The 20,116-nt window shown below is 54.2% G+C and carries 14 protein-coding genes; all 14 read left to right on the top strand.

Going from position 1 to position 20,116, the window contains the following annotated elements:
• Window positions 1–69: 69 nt before the first annotated feature.
• Window positions 70–1,311 (top strand): DNA repair protein, encoded by a 1,242-nt coding sequence (locus ENI00_RS07110; protein WP_304100816.1) that lies wholly within the window; start codon window positions 70–72, stop codon window positions 1,309–1,311.
• Window positions 1,312–1,454: 143 nt separating this feature from the next.
• Window positions 1,455–2,339, top strand: a complete 885-nt coding sequence (locus tag ENI00_RS07105; protein ID WP_304100814.1) for an NAD(+) kinase — start codon at window positions 1,455–1,457, stop codon at window positions 2,337–2,339.
• A gap of 2 nt (window positions 2,340–2,341) precedes the next feature.
• Window positions 2,342–3,361: a metallophosphoesterase gene (locus ENI00_RS07100; protein WP_304100812.1), complete on the top strand. Its 1,020-nt coding sequence runs from the start codon at window positions 2,342–2,344 to the stop codon at window positions 3,359–3,361.
• Window positions 3,362–3,410: 49 nt separating this feature from the next.
• Window positions 3,411–4,280, top strand: a complete 870-nt coding sequence (locus tag ENI00_RS07095; RefSeq protein ID WP_304100810.1) for a rhomboid family intramembrane serine protease — start codon at window positions 3,411–3,413, stop codon at window positions 4,278–4,280.
• A 167-nt stretch (window positions 4,281–4,447) separates the two neighbouring features.
• Window positions 4,448–4,756: a YeaC family protein gene (locus ENI00_RS07090; protein ID WP_304100809.1), complete on the top strand. Its 309-nt coding sequence runs from the start codon at window positions 4,448–4,450 to the stop codon at window positions 4,754–4,756.
• A complete protein-coding gene (locus ENI00_RS07085; RefSeq protein ID WP_304100807.1) occupies window positions 4,753–5,592 on the top strand; it encodes a DUF2797 domain-containing protein in 840 nt (279 codons plus the stop codon). The genes ENI00_RS07090 and ENI00_RS07085 overlap by 4 nt, the downstream gene beginning before the upstream one ends.
• Before the next feature lie 82 nt (window positions 5,593–5,674).
• Window positions 5,675–8,323 carry an aminopeptidase N gene (pepN, locus tag ENI00_RS07080; protein ID WP_304100806.1) on the top strand — a complete coding sequence of 883 codons (2,649 nt, stop codon included), beginning with the start codon at window positions 5,675–5,677 and terminating at the stop codon, window positions 8,321–8,323.
• A 177-nt stretch (window positions 8,324–8,500) separates the two neighbouring features.
• Entirely contained in the window at window positions 8,501–9,889 is a 1,389-nt protein-coding gene (locus tag ENI00_RS07075; protein WP_304100803.1) for a DUF1329 domain-containing protein, read from the top strand.
• Window positions 9,890–9,950: 61 nt separating this feature from the next.
• Window positions 9,951–11,099 (top strand): WD40/YVTN/BNR-like repeat-containing protein, encoded by a 1,149-nt coding sequence (locus tag ENI00_RS07070; RefSeq protein ID WP_304100801.1) that lies wholly within the window; start codon window positions 9,951–9,953, stop codon window positions 11,097–11,099.
• A gap of 45 nt (window positions 11,100–11,144) precedes the next feature.
• Window positions 11,145–13,529: an efflux RND transporter permease subunit gene (locus ENI00_RS07065; protein ID WP_304100799.1), complete on the top strand. Its 2,385-nt coding sequence runs from the start codon at window positions 11,145–11,147 to the stop codon at window positions 13,527–13,529.
• Window positions 13,530–13,713: 184 nt separating this feature from the next.
• Window positions 13,714–14,697: a TAXI family TRAP transporter solute-binding subunit gene (locus tag ENI00_RS07060; protein WP_304100797.1), complete on the top strand. Its 984-nt coding sequence runs from the start codon at window positions 13,714–13,716 to the stop codon at window positions 14,695–14,697.
• Between the two features lie 88 nt (window positions 14,698–14,785).
• On the top strand, window positions 14,786–17,431 hold the full coding sequence (locus ENI00_RS07055; RefSeq protein WP_304100794.1) for a TRAP transporter permease: 2,646 nt from the start codon (window positions 14,786–14,788) through the stop codon (window positions 17,429–17,431).
• 191 nt (window positions 17,432–17,622) lie between these two features.
• Window positions 17,623–19,548: a threonine--tRNA ligase gene (thrS, locus tag ENI00_RS07050; protein WP_304100792.1), complete on the top strand. Its 1,926-nt coding sequence runs from the start codon at window positions 17,623–17,625 to the stop codon at window positions 19,546–19,548.
• 2 nt (window positions 19,549–19,550) lie between these two features.
• Window positions 19,551–20,090, top strand: coding sequence for a translation initiation factor IF-3 (infC, locus tag ENI00_RS07045; RefSeq protein WP_304100860.1), 540 nt, complete (start codon window positions 19,551–19,553; stop codon window positions 20,088–20,090).
• Window positions 20,091–20,116 lie beyond the last annotated feature (26 nt).

Below are 20,116 nucleotides of genomic sequence, written 5' to 3'. Positions count from 1 at the left end.
TTTTCTCTGTGCACCGGAAACTCTCTGGCTAGACTGTAAACGTTGGTCTTTTGAATCTGGGAGTGTGCAATGGTGTCTGCCGGCCGGGCAACCGACGAGTATTCGGCGGTATTCTTTATTGAAGGAAACGAAGTGGCTCGCCAGATGCGAGCCAGCGAGTTTGGCGCCTTCCTTGACGGATATACCGGACTGTCGGACCTTGCTGAAACCGATGTAAAGGCGGTACTGGTGAATCTGGGCAGCGATCTTCTGGTGCGCGCTCTTGTATTTTTCCGCATCTGGTTTGATGAAGAAGGCAGAGCTGACAGCAGTTGGAACGTGCCTATGGAAGAGCTCGCTGCCCGTGGTGCCAAAGGCCCGAATATGGGCGGTGGCGCTATTCGCCTGGTGTGTCGCAGTCAGTGCCCGGAGCCCCAGTATGCCTCGGAGCTATGGGATCCGGACATGACGCCGGGCAATAATCATTTCCAGGTAATCCGCAAAGCCGTTACCGCCAATACCCTCAAATTTCGCCCTGCCCAGCGTGAAGAAGCGGAAAATATCCCGGTGCTACTGGCTGATCAGAATGCTTCCGCTATGTCTGAAACAGCGCGCACAGATGCCGATCGTGCGCGCCTGGCCCAGTTGATTCGCGAGCAGCGCTTGCGTATCAAGACGCTGCAAAGTGTGAACCGGGATATGCTTTCGGAAGTGCAGCGTGAACACAGGCTTGAAATCAAAGCTCTGGGTAGCGAGATCGCTGATATTGGTCAGAAGTATGAACGCCAGCGTCTTAGTAACGAACAACTGAAGCTGCGGTTGGCCGAGCGTAATCAGCAGTATCTGACCCTGCAGGAGCAGATGGCGTCCAGTGGCGCCGGAAAAGAGCGTGATGACGCCAATGTAAACGCGGAGCTGGTGTTGCTCAGGGAGCAACTCGAGCGTAAGCGGCGCGAACTGGAACACCGGGATGAGAAAATAGTCGGCCTGGAGCAGGAGGCTTACGAACTCCAGCATCGGGAGCCACCTGAAAAGTCCATCATGAGTTACCTGAGGGGGCAGTCGGTTTTTCTGGTGGCCTACCACCCGGGCGTTGGGCATTTGACGCTGCCGTATGATGAAATCGAAACCTACTTTCACAACCCCACCGCCTATGCGTCCGAACGCTGTGGCATGAATGAGCCGTCATACCTGCAATGGCTTGAACACTACGAGAATCCCGTTTGTCAGCATTCTGGCAAGAATGGAAAACTCTGCGGTGAGCCTTTATTGCGCGTCAGCCAGCCCGGTGATTTTCGGCCCGGCCGCGATGACCGCTGCGAAAGCCACTAGCCTCAGACGTAAGCCAGGATTTTCGCGCCGCTGGAGATCTTTTTTCAGTATCGGGGTGACTTTCGTTAAACTGTGGGTCAGATTGATACAGGCACAGGCGGGTTCGTCCGCTCGCGCCCCAGTCCGACACCACAGGAAGTTCCATGGATCAGTTCAGAAACATAGGCGTTATCGGCCGGATGGGCAGCGACAAAGTGGTCGAAGCACTGCTCCAGCTCAATCAGTATCTGGTCACCAACCACTACCACGTTATTCTTGAAGAAGACACCGCCAGTATGCTGGCCGGCCACGGTTTGCAGGTTGCCAGCAAGAAGCTGCTCGGCGAAATCTGTGATCTGGTTATTGTGGTAGGCGGCGATGGAAGCCTGTTGGGCGCGGCCCGGGAGCTTGCAAAATCCAAGATTCCTCTGCTGGGCGTAAACCGAGGCAGGCTGGGCTTTCTCACGGATATTTCACCCTCGGATATGGAAGAGCGCTTGGGTAAAGTGCTTGCAGGCGAGTACGTTGAGGAAACGCGGTTTTTGCTCGATGGCGAAGTTGAGCGCAACGGGCAGCCTCTGGGATTTGGTACCGCGCTGAACGATGTGGTGTTGCACCCCGGTAAGTCAACTCGGATGATTGGTTTTGATCTCTACATCGATGGCCACTTTGTATACAGTCAGCGCTCGGATGGATTGATTGTCTCTACGCCTACGGGGTCAACCGCTTACTCGCTTTCTGCGGGAGGGCCGATCATGCATCCCAAGCTGGATGCTATTGTATTGGTGCCCATGTTCCCCCACACGCTCAGCAGTCGCCCGATTGTGGTGGATGGTAAGAGCGAGATAAAGCTCGTCATTGGAGAAACCAATGCAACCTATCCGCAGATCAGCTTCGATGGCCAAATGAATATCGCCTGCGCGCCGGGCGATATCATTCGCATTGCCAAAAAGCCGTTCAAGATCCGGCTGATTCACCCCACAGACCATAATTTCTATGCCACCTGCCGCGACAAGCTTGGCTGGGCCAGCGAAATATCAGCGAGTTGATCATGGCGGTAAACAATCATACTGCGAGTCGCGGTTACGATATCATTGGCGATATTCACGGCTGCGCGAACACACTTGCGCGACTGCTTGAACAGATGGGTTACAGCAAGGTCAACGGGGTGTATCAGCATCGCCGCCGGCAGGCTATTTTTATTGGCGATATTATTGATCGAGGCCCAAGAATCCGTGAAGCCCTTCACCTCGTAAGGAATATGGTAGAGCGAGGGTCTGCGCGAATCGTCATGGGGAACCACGAGTATAATGCTCTGGGCTATTGCACCCGGGCGCGGGCCGGCAGTGGCAGAACATGGCTGCGCGAACACAACGCTCGCCACGATCGGTTGATCCGCGAAACCCTTGTACAATTTGACGATCATCCCCATGAATGGAATGACTTTCTTGAGTGGTTCTACACGATTCCACTGTTTATCGAGGAAGACGATTTTCGTGCCGTACATGCGTGCTGGGACAGCGGGCTCATCGATAAATTCAAACAGCTGCAAGGCGGTGCCTGTATCGATGAAGATTTTCTTCACGCCTCGGCGGCCATTGATTCTTTTGCGGGGCAGGTCATGGATACCCTGTTACGGGGTACGGACCTGCGCCTCCCGCAGGGCATGAAAATCACCGGGCGCGACGGCTATATTCGTGAGTTTTTCCGCACGAAATTCTGGGCAGATAATCCGCGCACGTATGCGGATGTGGTTTTCCAGCCAGACCCGTTGCCGGTCGATGTTGCCGGCCGGGTTCTGGCCGAGCACGAACGCAAGCAACTTATCAACTATCCGCTTGATGCCCCGCCGGTGTTTGTGGGCCATTACTGGATGGAGAGCGAACCGGCTCCGTTGAAATCAAACGTTGCGTGTATCGATTTCAGTGCCGTGAAGTACGGTCGATTGGTGGCGTACCGGATGGACGGTGAACGGGTGCTCTCCCCCGACAAGTTTGTTTGGGTTAACGTGGCTCGGGATCATCAGGATTCGCCGGATTACCCCAGCAGTGAAGACAGCGTCGCCCGCTAGTACACCTGTGTGTGCGTCGGTCTGGATACTCTAAGAGGCAAGATAGATTGTGTACCGAGTAAAGCAGTTGGATACCAGTGTCGATCTTGGCGACTTCAGTCAGTGGCTGAAAGGGCAGGGTGTTGCTCACAAAATCAGTGTCGAAGGCGATGCCCAAGTGCTGTGGTTGGAAAATTCGGACCATGTCAAACCCGTTTTGGAGGCCCTGGACCGGTTTCTTGCCGAGCCGGGAATCCGGCAGGCGGTCGAGCATCAGAACCACTCGCCGGTGTTTGTAGCAGGGCGCTGGCAACCCTCGCCGCGCCACGCGCCTCTGGTGTTGGGGATTATTTTGTTGGGCGTTGTGATGGCGCTGCTGACTGGCCTGGGCAGTAACGAGTTTACCGCCAACCTCCTGATTGTTGATCCTCGATCCTACAACTGGGGCAGTACTAATCTGGCTGAGCGCCTGGGAGCGCTCTCCTCCACGCTAGCCAGTGGACAAATATGGCGGTTGTTCACGCCGGACTTTTTGCATTTCAGTTGGACGCATATCATTTTTAATTCTGTGATGCTGTGGTTTCTGGGCAGCCAGATTGAATGGTTTGACGGGCGCCGCCGGCTGATACTTATTTTTGTATGCACCAGTGTTTTATCCAACGTGCTGCAGTACGCGGTTTCCGGACCCTTTTTTGGCGGTCTTTCGGGGTTTGTGTACGGCATTCTCGGATATTGCTGGCTCAGCCAGCGCACGTTACCGCGGTTTCAGTTCCCACCTGCACTTGTAACCTTTGCGGTGGTGTGGATGGTGGTCGGGTTTACGCCCTTGCCTGAAATGCTGGGTTTAGGACGCATGGCAAATGAGGCGCACCTGGGCGGATTTGTGGGTGGTCTGGTGTTGGCAGCGCTTTTACCGGCCCGCAAAAAACCGCAGACATAAAAAAAACCCCACCAAACAGTGGGGTATAAAGGAAGCGATTTGCTTCTGATGAGAGAGACCAAACGACACGACCGTGGTCATTTGGTGAAGTAATGATAATCATTATCGTTTATATCTGTCAAACCATTTCTCTACTTTATAAATGAACGTTTTTTCAGGAGAACCGGATGACCTACGAAGAGCTTATCGAGCGCCTGGACCCTAACGTTTACCAGAGCTTGCGCCAGTCTATTGAGCTCGGTAAATGGCCTGATGGCCGAAAAATTACGCCGGAACAGCGTGCGACCAGCCTGGAAGCCGTCATTTACTATGAAAACCTGCACAATATTCCGGAGCAGGAGCGGGTCGGTTTTCTTGATCGGGGCCGCAAGGCGGGCACGGCCTGTGATCCATCCGTGCGTCGCAATCAGTCAGATAGCAACCAGTCAGATAGCAACGGGGTTGATCCGAACCAGTTTGTTGAGGTCAAGTCTTGAGTAACCTGGCTGATGTAACCGGGCGGCTGAGGAAAATGCCGGCGGAGGCGGGCGATCCGGTGTCTTATGTTTTGACCGTGGGCGATACCCGGATTCCCCTGAACGAGCTGATCGGCAAACCGCTGCGCTTCGACTTTGCCGGCGTGATTCGCTGCATTAACTGCGACCGAACCACGAAAAAGAGCTTTAGTCAGGGGTTTTGTTATCCTTGCTTCCGAAAGTTGGCCGCGTGCGACAGTTGTATCATGAGCCCGGAAAAGTGCCATTATCATCTGGGTACCTGTCGGGAGCCAGAGTGGGGCGAGATCCATTGCATGGTTGAGCATGTGGTGTATCTGGCGAACTCTTCTGGCCTGAAAGTCGGCATTACCCGGGGCTCGCAGGTGCCCACGCGCTGGATTGATCAGGGCGCGGTTGATGCGATTCCCATGCTCAGAGTGGCTACCCGGTATCTTTCTGGCCTGGTTGAAGTGGCCTGTAAAGCCCACGTCGCCGACCGTACCAACTGGCGCGCCATGCTAAAGGGAGATGTACCGGAGCTGGATCTTGTTCAGGAACGCCAGCGTATACTGGCATTGATCGCCGACGATATTGCCGCACTGCGCGACGAGCACGGCCCTGACGCCATTCGCGAAGTGGACGAACAGGGGCTTGGGCTGAGCTATCCGGTGCACACGTGGCCAGAGAAAATCAAAACACATAATCTTGATAAAACTCCGGAAGTAGAAGGGGTGCTAGAAGGTATCAAGGGCCAGTATCTTATGTTGAGCACCGGTGTGATCAACATTCGCAAGTTCACTGGCTACGAAGTCCGATTCCGGGTAATGGGTGACTAGTTCGTCCGTTCCCGACCGATATGACAATGCCTTTGCGGCCGGCTTTGATCTGGCTGCAGGCTGAGACATCTGGAGAGAAGCAATGCGCACCAATCAGCCAAAAACCATCCATCTGAGCGAATACAAAGTCCCCGCATACCTGGTCGATACGGTCGACCTTCGATTCGAACTTTTTGACGAGGGCGCAAGGGTGCACAGCACGCTGTCCGTGCGTCGCAACCCTGAATCAGCCGAGGGATCGGCTCCGTTGGCGCTGGACGGAGACAGTCTCAAGCTGGAGCGCGTTGCGGTGAATGGCGACGACCTTGCAGTCGGCGACTACGAAGAAACCGGTGGGCAACTGATCATTGCCAAGGTGCCGGCGCAGTTTGAGCTGGCGATAGTGACCTGGGTCGAACCCCAGAACAACACTCGCCTCGAGGGGTTGTACAAGTCGTCTGGTATGTTCTGCACACAGTGTGAAGCTGAAGGCTTTCGCTGCATTACCTATTTCCCGGACAGGCCAGACGTTATGGCCCGTTATCGCACGCGTATTGAAGCCGACAAGAGTGCCTGCCCGGTGTTGTTGTCCAATGGCAACGACGTAGAAAAAGGCGATCTCGATAACGGCCGCCACTTTGTCACCTGGGAAGATCCGTTCCCCAAGCCCAGTTACCTGTTTGCGCTGGTGGCGGGCGATCTGGTCGAAAAACAGGACACCTTCAAAACCTGTTCCGGCCGCGATATTGATTTGCGCATCTACGTTGAGCCCCGTAACGCAACAAAGTGCGACCACGCGATGGATTCGCTCAAGCTCGCCATGCGCTGGGACGAAGACACCTACGGTCGTGAGTACGATCTCGATATTTTCATGATCGTGGCCGTGGACGACTTCAATATGGGCGCCATGGAAAACAAGGGACTGAATATTTTCAATTCGTCCTGCGTGCTGGCCACCCAACAAACCGCGACCGATCTCGCGTTCCAGCGCATTGAATCCATTGTTGCCCATGAGTATTTCCATAACTGGTCCGGCAACCGGGTAACGTGCCGTGACTGGTTCCAGTTGAGCTTGAAAGAAGGCTTTACCGTATTCCGCGACTCCACTTTCTCGGCAGACGTTGGCTCGCCAACCGTGAAGCGCATAGAAAACGTGACACTGCTCAGAACCGCGCAGTTCGCCGAGGATGCAGGCCCCATGGCGCACCCGGTACGCCCGGCGTCTTACATGGAGATTACCAACTTTTATACCCTCACCATCTACGAGAAGGGTGCAGAGGTAGTTCGCATGATTCACACACTGCTTGGACCGGATCTGTTCCGCAAAGGCAGTGATCTGTATTTTGAGCGCCACGACGGTCAGGCAGTCACCACCGACGACTTTGTAAAAGCGATGGAAGATGCATCCGGCCGTGATCTGACACAGTTCCGGTTGTGGTACGAGCAGGCCGGTACGCCCGTGCTGAAGGTTTCGGATGCCTACGATGCCGAGCAGAATATCTATCGCCTGACGATTCAACAGTCGATTCCGGACACCCCGGGACAGACCGACAAAAAACCGCAACACATTCCTTTTGCGTTGGGCCTGCTGGGTGCGAATGGCGAGGCTCTGCCGCTCTGCTTTGAGCCCGGTCAGGATGCCCGGAATGCGCCCACCGAGCGCGTCCTTGAATTGACCGAAGCGAGTCATACTTTTGAGTTTCACGGAGTGGCTCAGGCGCCGGTGCCGTCGTTGTTGCGCCACTTCTCGGCGCCCGTGCGAGTGGCTTATCCCTGGACTCGCGAACAGCTGGTGTTTTTGATGAGCCACGATCCTGACGGCTTCAACCGCTGGGATGCCGGGCAGCGTCTTGCCGTTGATGTGATTCAGTCGCAGGTTGGCTCGTCTGACGCCACCGACATTGAGCCGCGTCTGGTAGAGGCATATCGAGCTCTGCTTAACGACACCGGGGTTGATCAGGCGTTGGTGGCAAAAATGCTGCAGCTGCCGTCTGAGGCCTATTTGATCGAGCTGGCGGACAGCCCTGATGTAGCCGCCATTCATCGCACACGGGAACAGGTGCTGCACCACCTGGCAACGTCGTTGCGTGAGGAACTCGTTGCTTGTTATCACCGCAATTCCGGCGGCGGCACCTATGAGCTTACATCGGAGTCTATTGCCCGCAGAAGCCTGAAAAATAACGCGCTGGCGTGGTTGCTGATGACCAATGATGAAACCGGGCGTGACCTGGCACTGGCCCAGCTTCGCGATGCCGACAACATGACCGATCGCATGGGTGCGCTGCGCGCCCTCGTTAACTCCGATTACGCAGCCGAGCGGAGCCAGGCTCTTGCCGACTTCTATGATCAGTTCCAGGATGACCCGCAAGTCGTGGAACAGTGGTTCTCGGTTCAGTCGTCCAGTGATCGTGCCGGTCAATTGCCGCAAATTCACGCTCTGCTCACACACCCGGCGTTTGACTGGAAAAACCCTAACAAAATCCGCTCCGTTGTGGGCGTGTTTGCAGGCCAGAACCTGGCGGCGTTCCATAATCCAGACGGCTCAGGCTATGCATTTCTGGCTGACCAGGTGTATCGCCTCGACGACAGCAATCCGCAGATTGCGGCCAGGCTGGTATCGCCTTTGACGCGCTGGAAAAAGTTCGCGCCGGCCTACAGTTCACTGATGCGGACAGCACTTGAGCGGATTCGGGATAAGCCGGGGCTTTCTGATGATTTGTATGAGGTGGTGTATAAGAGCCTCGAAGGCTGATAGCGGGTAGCGTATCCGGCCATCGTCGTAAATCCTTGGTAACGGCCGGATACAAAATCGCACTTTCGGTTGATAGACAACCTTGACGAATCGACTAACCTGTCGGAACGCGTGACGTTCCATCAGGTACAAATAAAAGCCTTATAAAAGGCTTCCAGTCGAATCCAGGGTTTTATAATGAATTATAAACAGAGTGCGATACTCGGGGGCTTGCTCGCTCTCTCGATGGCATCCGCTTCCTCATTGGCAGCGGTTTCTGCCAGCGAAGCTTCACGTCTCGGTCAGGATCTCACGCCGTTCGGTTCGATTAAGGCTGGAAACGCCGCAGGTACCATTCCTGCCTGGACCGGAGGCCTTACAGAGCCTCCCGAGGGTTATGAGGGGTCGGGACAACATCACATTGACCCGTTTCCGACGGACAAAGTGCTGTTCACCATCAATGCCTCGAATAAAGATCAGTATGCTGAACACCTCTCCAATGGTGTTCTCGCGATGTTTAACACCTACCCCACAACCTTTCGTGTACCGGTTTACAAATCCCGCCGCACGCACGCAGTGCCTGACTGGGTAGCCAAAAACATTCGTGAGAATGCGATAAACGCCGAATTGGTAGGCGAAGGTGAAGGTTTGAAAGGTGCCTTCGGCGGCTACCCTTTCCCGATTCTTCACGGGGACAATGAACACAAAGCATGGCAGGTGATCTGGAACCATCTGGTGCGCTGGCGTGGTGTGTCGGTTACCCGCCGATCAAGTGAAGTGGCGGTGCAGACCGATGGTGATTATTCGCTGGTTACCTCCCAGCAAGAGGTGTTTTTTAATTTTTACAACCCTGAGGGTAGTGAAGACGAACTGGATAACATCATTTTCTACTACCTCTCGTTTACCCAGTCCCCGCCGCGCCTTGCGGGCGGTGCCATACTTATTCATGAAACCCTGAATCAGATCATCAATCCGAGAAATGGCTGGGGCTATAACGCCGGGCAGCGCCGCGTGCGCAGGGCGCCAAACCTGGGTTACGATTCACCGATTGCGGCCGCAGAGAATCTCCGGACGGCAGACGACACCGACATCTTCAACGGTGCCCTGGACCGTTATAACTGGTCTTATGAAGGCCTGAAAGAAATCTACATTCCTTATAACAATTACCGCATCGGCGAAAAAGGCACGCCGTATTCCGAAATTCTGGGTGTTTCTCACCTGAACCCGGAGCTTACCCGTTGGGAACTCCATCGGGTACACGTGGTTGAAGCTACGCTGAAAGAGGGCGCGCGGCATATCTACCATAAACGCCGTTTTTACGTGGACGAAGACAGCTGGAACACCGTTCTGGTTGATCAGTACGACGGCCGCGGTGAGTTGTGGCGAGTTACCATGGGCATAGCCAAGAATTATTACGAACTTCCGGGTGTGTGGAACGTGCTGGACGTTTATCATGATCTTCAGGCCCGCCGTTATCACGTACTTGGATTGGACACGGAAGAGCCGAACACCCGGATCTTCACCGAAGATATTCCAAACAAGCGCTATTTTTCTCCGGCTTCGTTGCGCCGAAGAAGCGTCCGCTAAACCGGTCAGCTTTTGCAGCGACAAAAGATAGACAGTTCAAACAACACAATAGGCAATCTGAATGGCTAAAAGGTTGATGTGCAAAACTCTGGGGGCAGCGTGCCTCGGGCTTTCCATGATCTGGTCCACCCCGGCGGCGTTTGCGCTTGCGGATATCATCGATACGCCGGCCCGGCAAACGGACCTGGCTCCCGTTAAGCTGCTGAATGACGCAGTGCGGGCAGGTGACCGTATAGTTGCTGTCGGAGAACGAGGGCACATTATTTACTCCGACGATGAGGGGCAAACCTGGGTGCAGGGCAGTGTTCCGGTTTCCGTGACGCTAACGGCCGTCGATTTCGGCTCCGAGACGCACGGTTGGGCCGTTGGGCACAGTGGCGTGGTGCTTCACACCGAAGACGCCGGAGAAACCTGGCGCCTGCAGCTAACCGGTGTTGATGCGGCCAAGTTGGCTATCGCGAGCAAGGAAGAACAGATTGCCGCGATGGAAGCACAGATCGAAGTGGCGCCGGAATCGGAAAAAGGCGATCTGGAGTGGGCGTTGGACGATGTGGTTTTTACCATGGAAAACATGCAGTCAGACCTTGATATCGGCCCGGTCAATCCGCTTTTGGGTGTTTGGTTTGAGAATGATCAGCGCGGATTTGTGGTGGGCGCCTACGGGATGATCCTGCGCACCGAAGACGGTGGTGATACCTGGAGCGACTGGGCGCCGAAGATCGATAATGACCGGAACTTCCATCTTAATAATATTGCTCCCATGGCCGGCGGAGCGCTTGTAATTGTTGGCGAGGCCGGGCAAGTCCACGTCTCAACAGATGACGGGGACACTTGGGAGCGGCGCGAAAGCCCTTATCCTGGCTCTCTTTTCGGGGTGACCGGAACGGGCAAAGCCAACGAGATTCTGGCGTTCGGCCTGCGCGGAAATATGTTGTTTTCCGCCGACCTTGGTGAAAGCTGGCGCATGGTTCCAAACAATGCGGGCGCGACGCTTAACAATGGCGCTGTTACCGACGACGGCCGTATAACCCTTGTGGGCAATGGCGGAACGGTGCTCATGAGCGACAATGGCGCAGAGTCATTCAAGGAGTATTTCCGTGATGACCGGGCCGGCGTGATGAGCGTGGTTCCGGTTTCGGGAGCCAATCTTCTGATCGTAGGTGAAGCGGGCGTAAAGATGACCGACGCTCGCGGAAAGAACCTTCAATAACGCCCTGATGTGGCAACAACTGAAAAATAATAGAGGGGCTTTTGAATGTCCAACCCGAACCATGACAAGGGTGAGCACTACTTGACAACGCCCAAGGCAGAGCCATTTCTGGAGCGCCTGATTTTCAACAATCGGGCCGTTATCCTGATCGGATTCCTCCTTTTGACTGCCTTTCTGGGTTACAACGCTATAAAAATCCAGCCGGATGCCAGTTTTGAACGCATGATTCCGCTTGAGCATCCTTATGTTATCAATATGCTTGAGCATCGGAGCGATCTGGAAAATCTTGGAAACTTTGTTCGCATTGCGGTAGAGGTTAAAGACGGCGATATTTTCTCGCCAGAGTACATGGAGACTCTGAAGCAGATCACCGATGAGGTTTTTTATCTTGATGGTGTTGATCGTTCTGGCCTGAAAACCCTTTGGACGTCAAACGTTCGTTGGGTGGAAGTGACCGAACAGGGCTTTCAGGGTGGCACCGTCATTCCGGATAATTATGATGGCTCGCCCGCCAGTCTGGAGAAGCTGCGCCAGAACATTTTGCGCTCCAACGAAGTGGGTCGGCTGGTTTCTGACAACTTCAAGTCCACGATTGTGTATGCCCCTCTGTATGAAAAGAATCCGGAAACCGGCAAGCCGTTGGACTACGCAACGTTTTCGCGGCAACTTGAGGAAAAAATCCGGGACAAGTACAAAGCGCAAAACCCGAATATCGACATTCACATTGTCGGCTTTGCCAAGAAAGTCGGTGACCTGATCGAGGGCATTGGCTCGATTGCCTGGTTTGCGGGTATCACGATTCTGCTGACAACCCTGTTGCTGTTTTGGTACTCCCGATGCATTACCGGCACGCTGGTGCCTGTGTTTACCTCTATTGTTGCGGTCTTCCTGCAGTTGGGCGCATTGAGACTGTTGGGCTATGGCCTGGACCCATACTCGGTATTGGTGCCGTTCCTGGTGTTCGCTATTGGTATCAGCCACGGCGTTCAGATCGTAAACGCCATGGCGGTTGAAGCGGGCAAAGGCTTTGACGCCGAGACCGCGGCTCGGCTTGCGTTTCGCGCGCTCTATATTCCGGGCATGTTGGCGCTGGTTTCCGACGCTTTTGGTTTTCTCACGCTGTTCTTCATCGAGATCGATGTTATTCGTGATCTGGCCGTAGCGGCTGGTCTGGGCGTGGCGTTCGTTATCCTCACCAATCTGGTGCTGCACGTACTGATCATGTCCTACCTTGGTATTTCCAAAGGTGGTATTCGTCACGTACAGAATCATGGCGAGAAAGAAGATCGCAAATGGCGCTTGATGTCGTACTTCGCCCATCCCGGGGTTGCACCGATTTCGTTGCTCATTGCCGCGATTGGTCTGGGGCTTGGTGTTTACTACAAGCAGGGCCTGGAGGTAGGAGATCTTGATCAAGGTGCGCCAGAACTGCGTGCCGACTCCCGGTATAACGTCGATAACGCTTACATCATCAACAACTATTCCACCAGTGCGGATGTGTTGGTTGTCATGGTGAAAACTCCGATAGAGCAATGTACCCAGTACAGTGTTTTGCGGGCAATGGATTCCCTGCAGTGGGAGCTACAGAACACGCCGGGCGTTCAGTCGTCGGCTTCGCTTGCCGACGTTTCCAAAATTGTCACCAAGGCTCTGAACGAGGGGAACTGGAAGTGGTATGAGATTTCCCGCAACCAGACCATCATCAACGCATCTATCCGTGAGGCGCCATCCGGGTTGATAAACACCAACTGCAGTCTGACGCCTGTTCTGGTGTTCCTGGAAGACCACAAAGCAGAAACGCTGAAAACGGTGGTGAGCGCAGTTGAAGTGTTTGCCAAGGCCAACAGCGATGAAAATCACACCTTCTTACTGGGGGCGGGTAATGCGGGTGTTGAAGCGGCTACCAATGAGGTCATCGCGAATGCCAAGGATATGATGCTTATCCTGGTATACAGTGTGGTAAGTTTGCTGTGCTTTGCTACCTTCCGGTCCATAAGAGCTGTGCTGTGTATCGTGATTCCGCTGGGCCTGACCTCGGTTCTCGGCGAAGCGATCATGGCGGTATCGGACATTGGTATCAAAGTAGCAACTCTTCCGGTCATTGCGCTTGGTGTGGGTATTGGTGTGGATTACGGCATCTATATTTACAGCAAGCTTGAAAAATACCTGCTGGAAGGCAAGCCGCTGCAGGAAGCCTATTTCGAGACTCTGCGCTCAACCGGTAAGGCTGTTATGTTTACCGGAGTAACGCTTGGGCTCGGTGTGGTGACCTGGATATTCTCGCCAATCAAGTTCCAGGCGGACATGGGCTTTCTGCTGTTCTTCATGTTCCTCTGGAATATGATTGGCGCAATCTGGCTCTTGCCGGCACTGGCACGGTTCCTGTTGCGACCGGATCAGATGATTGCCAAAGCGCGCGCTGTAAAATAGGAGTTTCAGTCAGTTGCAAAAAGCCCGCATAGCGGGTTTTTTGTTGCATATTCAATCGGTTAGCTATCTAATTCGTGCTTTATTTCTCTTGACATATAGTCTATGTTCTAACGTGAGTGCGATGTTTGCCACCCAGGCTCAGGCGGGCAGTTGATGATAACGATGACGATAAGGAATAATTCACATGACACTGAAACTTAAAGCTTCCGCATTCGCCATGGCGGCGGTTGTCAGTTTGGGAGCTGCGTCCACTGCCGTTTCCGCACAGGAACAACGCTTTGTAACGATTGGAACCGGTGGTGTTACAGGTGTTTATTATCCGGCTGGCGGTGCCATTTGCCGCTTGGTCAACATGGACCGTAAAGAACATGGTATCCGTTGCTCGGTAGAGAGCACCGGCGGCTCTGTATATAACCTGAACGCAATCCGTCAGGGTGAGCTTGATCTCGCGGTCGCCCAATCTGACTGGCAATATCACGCCTACAACGGCACCAGTCAGTTCAAAGACGACGGCCCCAACGAAAAGCTGCGGTCTGTATTCTCCCTGCACCCCGAGCCGTTTACTGTTGTAGCCAGCAAAGGCTCAGGTATCAAGAACTTTGAAGATCTTGCCGGCAAGCGGGTTTCTGTCGGTAACCCGGGTTCTGGCCAGCGCGCCACAGCCGAAGTGCTCATGGATGAAATGGGCTGGACCATGGACAAGTTCTCTCTGGCGGCCGAGCTAAAGGCCGCTGAGCAATCGCAAGCGTTGTGTGATGGCAACATTGATGCCTTCTTCTACACAGTGGGCCACCCGTCCGGTGCTATCAAAGAAGCAACCACCTCGTGTGACAGCGTTCTGGTTAACGTAGACAACAAAGCGGCTAAAAAGCTGATTAATGACAACCCATACTACCGCAAAGCGATTATCCCCGGTGGTATGTACCGTGGTTCGGATGACGACGTAACCACGTTCGGTGTGGCAGCGACGTTTGTATCGTCTACCGATGTGCCCAACGAGGTCGTTTACGAAGTGGTCAAGGCCGTGTTTGAGAACTTTGACAGCTTCAAGCGTCTGCACCCTGCATTCGCTAACCTAAAGAAGGACGAGATGGTATCTGATGCTCTGAGTGCGCCACTGCACCCTGGCGCAGCCAAGTACTATAAGGAAGTTGGCCTGATCAATTAATTCGGTTCCTCGCGTTGAAAAAAAGCTGCGGGCAAGCTCTTGCCCGCAGCTTTCATTTATCCCACCGTTTTTTTGACAGGACTCTGCTATGACCAATAGCGACCCGAGAGCTGGGGAATGTATTGATAAAAAAGGGGGGCTTGACAAAAAAGAGGGTGTCAATAAACAGAAAGTTGCGGAGTTCCTTCAAACCGAATCCGGTGGAAGAGCTGCAACCGGGTCTACTGCGATCATACTTTTTGTTGTTCCTCTGCTCTGGTCACTTTTCCAGATTTGGATCGCCTCGCCCCTTCCGTATATTTTTGAATTTGGTGTGCTTAACTCGACGGAGTCGCGCTCAATCCATCTCGCATTCGCCTCGTTTCTGGCGTTCGCAGCGTTTCCCGTAATTCGTGGCAGGCACACGAATAACGTGCCGGTTTATGATTGGATTCTGGCGCTTGCAGCGGCGTTTACCGCGTCGTATCTCTACTTTTTTTACGATCAATTAGCCACTCGCCCAGGCGCTCCTAACCTGCAGGATCTTATTGTTGCGATGGCTGGGCTGGCGCTGTTGCTTGAGGCAACCCGACGCGCTCTGGGCCTGCCGCTCACGATTGTTGCGGGCGTATTCATTGTTTACTCTCTGGCTGGGCCCTACATGCCAGATGTCATCGCGCACAAAGGCGCCAGTTTTCACAAATTGGCATCGCACCAGTGGCTGGGCACCGAGGGCGTTTTCGGCGTTGCGCTGGGTGTTTCAACCAGTTTTGTATTTCTGTTTGTGTTGTTCGGCGCGCTGCTTGAGCGCGCCGGCGCCGGTAATTACTTTATCAAGGTGGCGTACGCCATGCTCGGCCACATGCGAGGCGGTCCGGCCAAAGCGGCGGTGGTAGCGAGCGGGTTGAGTGGCATTATTTCCGGCTCTTCCATCGCCAACGTTGTCACCACGGGCACTTTCACCATCCCCCTGATGAAACGCATAGGTTTTCCGGCCGTCAAAGCCGGTGCAGTAGAGGTGGCGGCCTCGACCAACGGCCAGCTAACGCCGCCCATCATGGGCGCTGCGGCGTTTCTTATGGTCGAATACGTGGGTATTTCGTACCTGGAAGTGATCAAGCACGCCATTCTGCCGGCGCTGATTTCCTACGTGGCGCTCATCTACATCGTGCACCTGGAAGCGTGCAAGATGAATATGAAGGGCGTTGAGCGACGGAACAAGCCAACCCTGGCCCAGCGCATGCTCACCTGGGTTGTTTTGCTGTTGGGGCTGAGCGTGCTTACTCTGGCCGTTTATTACGGCGTGGGCTGGATGAAGGACGTGTTCGGCAGTGCGGCTATGTGGGTACTTACGCCGCTTTTGATTGTCATTTACGTGGCGCTTGTAGGCTATGCGTCGCGATTTCCGGACCTGGAAGAAGACGGTCCGGACACCATCATGGATGAGTTGCCACCGGTGGGAGACACTGTAAAAACCGGTCTTTATTTTTTGTTGCCGGTCGTGGTTCTGGTTTGGTGCCTGACGGTGGAGCGGTTTTCGCCTCAGTTGTCGGCATTCTGGGCCACGGTGTTCATGGTGTTTATCATTCTGACCCAGCGCCCGCTGAAAGTCTTTTTCCAGAACCGTGGTGATTACCTGGTCGGCTTGAAGCAGGGCGGTGCAGATCTCGTTCACTCGCTGGTCACCGGCGCCCGCAACATGGTGGGTATTGGTGTGGCCACCGCCACCGCAGGCATCGTAGTGGGTACGGTTACCCTTACCGGCATTGGCCTGGTGATGACGCAGTTCGTAGAGTTTGTCTCCGGTGGCAACCTGCTGCTGATGTTGAGCTTTACGGCCGTTATCAGTCTGATTCTGGGTATGGGGCTGCCCACCACCGCCAATTACATTGTGGTGTCTACCCTGATGGCACCGGTAATCGTTACCCTGGGCGCGGAAAACGGCTTGTTGGTGCCATTAATCGCGGTGCATCTGTTTGTGTTCTACTTTGGCATTCTGGCGGACGACACACCACCGGTGGGGCTGGCGGCCTATGCAGCGGCGGCGATTTCGGGGGCCGATCCGATACGAACGGGCATTCAGGGCTTTGCCTACGATATTCGAACCGCCATTTTGCCGTTCATGTTTATTTTCAACACTCAGTTGTTGCTGATCGGGTTGACCGGTTGGTTCGACTTGTTGGTGACGGTATTCAGCGCGGTAACCGCCATGCTGGTGTTCTCCGCGGCCACCCAGGGATTCTGGCTCACCAAAACTCGCTGGTGGGAAACCATTGGCCTGCTTCTGATTACGTTTACCCTGTTCCGCCCCGGCTTCTGGTGGGATGAAATCTACCCCCCCACCAACGATCGTCCCGGCGTGGAACTGTTGCAACACGTGAACGAAGTAGCGCCAGGCCAGCCCATTGTTCTTGAGGCGTCTGGCCTGTCGCTGTTGGGTGACGACGTGTCCAAGTACCTGCGGTTACCGTTGCCGGCGGCTGACACGCCAGAGCAACGGCTGGCAGTCGCCGGTCTGGAAGTGTCGCAGGCGGGCAAAGTGATGAACGTCGAGTTCGTCAACTTTGGCAGCGATGCGGAAAAGGCCGGGCTCGGGTTCGGCTGGACCATCGACAAAGTGCAGGTGAAGAATCCAAGGCCACCCAAAGAGTTATTGTTCATTCCCGCACTGCTACTGTTGGGGTTGCTGGCCTTCGCACAGTTGCGGCGAAGAGCGGGAGAGGGGGAGCGACCGGCCTTTGTACCCTTGCCCTAGCGTGGCAAGGGCACCACGAACGCGGTTGAGAAAACCTGGCATTAACCTGCCGGGTTTTTTTCTGTTAAACTTCGCGCCATTCTTGGCACCGCGGTTTGTATCGTGGCGGCCATTCACCCAAGTGGTCTTTGGTATAGATCACCGCTGAGTCTTCTCTAGAGCACTCTCTAGACATACGCCAGGAGCGCACCATGCCCGTAGTTACCCTGCCTGATGGCAGCCATCGCAGTTTTGCACAACCCGTCACCGTACACGATGTGGCCGCCGACATTGGCGCCGGCCTGGCCAAGGCCGCACTGGCGGGTAAAATTGATGGCAGCCTGGTTGATACCAGCCACCTGATAGAAAACGACGCTGAGTTGGCCATCATCACAGAGCGCGACGACGATGGCCTTGAGGTTATCCGTCACTCCACCGCGCACCTGCTCGCCATGGCGGTCAAAGAACTGTTTCCGGAAGCGCAGGTGACGATCGGGCCGGTCGTAGACGACGGCTTTTACTACGATTTCAAATACGATCGCCCCTTCACCAATGAAGATCTGGCGCGTATTGAAAAGCGTATGGCCGAACTCGCCAAGCAGGATCTGCCCGTTTCTCGCTCTGTGATGTCCCGCAGCGAAGCGGTGCAACTGTTCTCGGATATGGGCGAAGAGTATAAAGTCCGGATTATTGAAGACATACCCGGCGAAGAAGATTTGTCGTTCTATCGCCAGGGTGATTTTATTGACCTTTGCCGCGGCCCACACGTGCCCAGTACCGGCAAGATGAAAGCCTTCAAGCTCGTTAAAGTAGCCGGCGCCTATTGGCGTGGCGACACCAGCAACGAACAGTTACAGCGCGTTTACGGCACCGCCTGGGCCAACAAGAAAGATCTGAAAGCCTACTTGCACCGCATTGAAGAAGCCGAAAAGCGTGACCACCGCAAAGTGGGCAAAAAGCTGGGGCTGTTTCACATGCAAGAAGAAGCGCCGGGCATGGTGTTCTGGCATCCGGCGGGTTGGGCTGTTTATCAGGAAATCGAGCAATACATGCGCGATATTCTCCGTCGTCACGGCTACCAGGAAATTAAAACACCGCAAATTGTGTCCCGGGCGCTGTGGGAAAAGTCGGGCCATTGGGACAAGTTCAAAGAAGGGATGTTTACCACCGAGTCGGAAAAGCACGACTTCGCCATCAAGCCCATGAACTGCCCGTGCCACATTCAGGTGTTCAATCAGGGCCTAAAAAGCTACAAGGATTTGCCCCTGCGTTTGGCGGAATTCGGTTCCTGCCACCGTAACGAAGCGTCCGGTGCGCTTCACGGGCTTATGCGAGTGCGTGGGTTTACCCAGGACGACGCTCACATTTTTTGTGAAGAGCACGCCATTCAGCAGGAAGTGTCCAAGTTTATTGACCTGCTGCACGAAGTGTACAAAGACTTTGGCTTCACCGAAATTCTGTACAAGCTCTCTACTCGCCCTGAAAAACGCGTGGGTTCTGATGAAGTGTGGGATAAATCCGAGGCTGCTCTGGAAGATGCGCTGAACCGCGAAGGGGTAAAATGGGAGCTATTACCGGGTGAAGGTGCTTTTTATGGCCCGAAAATCGAGTTTTCTCTCAAGGACTGTATCGGTCGGGTGTGGCAATGTGGCACTATTCAGGTAGATTTCTCTATGCCTGGACGCCTCGGCGCGCAATACGTGGCGGACAACTCCGAACGTAAAACTCCAGTAATGCTGCACCGTGCCGTACTCGGCTCGTTTGAAAGGTTTATTGGTATTTTGATTGAGGAGTACGAGGGAGCGTTCCCGACTTGGCTAGCGCCAACTCAGGTCGCGATTCTCAATATTACCGATAATCAGCGTGATTATTGTCGAGATTTGGCGAAAAAGTTCGATTCTTTGGGCTTTAGGGTTAATGCTGACTTGAGAAACGAGAAGATCGGCTTTAAAATCCGCGAGCACACTATTAACAAAGTTCCCTTTCTTGTCGTTGTCGGCGATAAAGAAGTCGAGAACAACACCGTTGCGGTGAGAACCCGCAAAGGTGAAGATTTGGGAACTCTATCGCTTGAAGCGTTCGAGCAACTTCTGCAGGAAGATGTTGAGCGTAAGGGCAGAACCAAGTTGGAGAATTAATTATTAAACAGCGAACGAATCGGGGTGGACGTACACCAAAAGCGCCAATCAACGATAACATTGACGCAACTGAAGTCCGTCTGATTGACGCCGAAGGCGAGCAAGTGGGTGTGGTTTCAATCACAGAAGCGCTCAGGATGGCAGAAGAGGCGACTCTGGATCTGGTGCAGGTGACTGATTCCGATCCGATCGTCTGTAAAATAATGGATTATGGCAAAAAAGTCTTCGATGAGAAAAAAGCGAAGGCTGTAGCCAAGAAAAAACAGAGACAGACGCAAGTCAAAGAGCTTAAGTTCCGTCCAGGAACTGAAGAAGGGGATTATCAGGTAAAACTACGCAACCTGGTACGTTTCCTTGAAAGCGGGGACCGCGGCAAAATTACTATCCGCTTCCGTGGCCGTGAGATGGCACACCAGGAAATTGGTATGAAGCTCATGGAACGCATCGAAACGGATATTGAATTGCTGGCTCAGGTTGAAATGCGGCCGAAAATGGAAGGCCGTCAAATGACCATGATCGTGGCCCCCCGCAAAAAGAAGTGAATTTGATTCAGTGATGAATCCCCTGC

Origin of the sequence: Marinobacter antarcticus (genome assembly GCF_011049865.1) — a bacterium.
Classification (GTDB): Bacteria; Pseudomonadota; Gammaproteobacteria; order Pseudomonadales; family Oleiphilaceae; genus Marinobacter; species Marinobacter antarcticus_A.
This window is presented reverse-complemented; position numbering and strand designations above follow the sequence as displayed.

Coding starts and splice junctions, on each gene's coding strand:
- ENI00_RS07110 (WP_304100816.1), top strand. CDS start 70: ATGGTGTCTGCCGGCCGGGCAACCGACGAGTATTCGGCGGTATTCTTT.
- ENI00_RS07070 (WP_304100801.1), top strand. CDS start 9,951: ATGGCTAAAAGGTTGATGTGCAAAACTCTGGGGGCAGCGTGCCTCGGG.
- ENI00_RS07090 (WP_304100809.1), top strand. CDS start 4,448: ATGACCTACGAAGAGCTTATCGAGCGCCTGGACCCTAACGTTTACCAG.
- ENI00_RS07100 (WP_304100812.1), top strand. CDS start 2,342: ATGGCGGTAAACAATCATACTGCGAGTCGCGGTTACGATATCATTGGC.
- ENI00_RS07060 (WP_304100797.1), top strand. CDS start 13,714: ATGACACTGAAACTTAAAGCTTCCGCATTCGCCATGGCGGCGGTTGTC.
- ENI00_RS07105 (WP_304100814.1), top strand. CDS start 1,455: ATGGATCAGTTCAGAAACATAGGCGTTATCGGCCGGATGGGCAGCGAC.
- ENI00_RS07065 (WP_304100799.1), top strand. CDS start 11,145: ATGTCCAACCCGAACCATGACAAGGGTGAGCACTACTTGACAACGCCC.
- ENI00_RS07055 (WP_304100794.1), top strand. CDS start 14,786: ATGACCAATAGCGACCCGAGAGCTGGGGAATGTATTGATAAAAAAGGG.
- thrS (WP_304100792.1), top strand. CDS start 17,623: ATGCCCGTAGTTACCCTGCCTGATGGCAGCCATCGCAGTTTTGCACAA.
- ENI00_RS07075 (WP_304100803.1), top strand. CDS start 8,501: ATGAATTATAAACAGAGTGCGATACTCGGGGGCTTGCTCGCTCTCTCG.
- pepN (WP_304100806.1), top strand. CDS start 5,675: ATGCGCACCAATCAGCCAAAAACCATCCATCTGAGCGAATACAAAGTC.